The 1,305-nt window shown below is 53.9% G+C and carries 1 pseudogene; it reads left to right on the top strand.

Features of this window, described 5'->3' with window-relative positions:
- Positions 1–1,133: pseudogene (locus KDK14_RS04320) on the top strand (collagen-like protein); the annotation flags it as partial.
- Positions 1,134–1,305: the final 172 nt, after the last annotated feature.

Raw genomic sequence — 1,305 nt, 5'->3', positions numbered from 1 at the left:
ACCTTGCCTGCATCAACGGTCTGGCTCTGGCAAAACTTGGCATGATAGCCGATGGCAGTGGTCAGCTATCTGGTCGGCATGACCAGGGCCTGAGATTCCTTCTGGGCGACTGTGGCCAGCTATTTGTCGGTGCACTGGCTCAGGCAGGGCTAACCAGCGATCAGTCTGCCGTGCTTCTGGCTTGCTATGTGAACACCCCTGTGCTCGTCGACATTATGGCACGTTGCGAAGACTACTGGGCGGATCAGCCGTCTGCCCCTGAAATAACCACCGGGCAATTAATTGCTCACTGGCTTAATTCCGGTGCCGATGACCACAGCTTGTTGTGCCGCAGCAGCCAAAAGGGCAACCCGGCAAATGCCACTGATATCAGCGGCTGGTTGATGTCCATAGTTGTTTGGGGAGTGCTTCCTGTCGAAGTTTCAGGCAATGCGGTACCCACGGTATCTACGGTATCCACGTCATCCATTGCACCCACGTCATCCATTGCACCCACGGAATGTTGCCGCAAGGGTGATCGTGGTCAAAAAGGGCAAAAAGGTCAAATGGGATATAAGGGGGAGCCCGGACCAGCCGGACCCATCGGTCTGCCTGGTCTGCCTGGAGAACGTGGTCCTAAGGGCAATACGATATTTTGTGAATCAATAGGAAGCAACACGAGTTCAACCTGCACGAAAGGTAAGGTCGGCTTGCCAGGTCAAAGGGGTATTCAGGGTCTGAAAGGCTTGAAAGGTGTTAAGGGGCTTCAAGGCTTGAAAGGTGATACGGGGCTGCGAGGCTTGAAAGGTGATATGGGGCCACCAGGCATAAAAGGTGATTCGGGGCTGCCAGGCCGGACCGTTCTTCCGGGAGAACTACCCAGTTGCGGACCCAGGCAATGTTTTGTGCCCGGCCTGTTGGCTGGAGCCATCAGCGGCGGAGCCTTGCTGGCAATCGGCGGAGCGATTTATGCAGGGTACAAACTCTATGAGTGGTCAAGCCATCGGGCATCTGCTGCAGGTAATGCTGAACGGGATATGGAAAGACCAACGACCAGCACTACTGTAGATGCTGAAGCAGAAGAACTCAGGCAAATGCTGGTGGGCAAGAAAGTCCGACAGAGGATCGACCAAATCGAGCAGGGGAATGTATAAAGCAGCACCATGCTGTCTTCTTGGGGTAGACATTAAGGAATTCTTCCTGATAGTACCACTGTCGAGTGCAGGCGGGTTGGTTTCTACGTGTTGCGGGTCCAGAAGGCTGTCAGAGAATAGACTGCCCTGCTGCAGTGGCAGCAAATTGATCTAAAAAGTCGGAAATTTTTAG

This window comes from Endozoicomonas sp. ONNA2 (assembly GCF_024606365.1).
GTDB lineage: Bacteria > Pseudomonadota > Gammaproteobacteria > Pseudomonadales > Endozoicomonadaceae > Endozoicomonas.
Note: the sequence above shows the minus strand (reverse complement) of the source record. Positions and strands in the feature narration are given on the sequence as shown.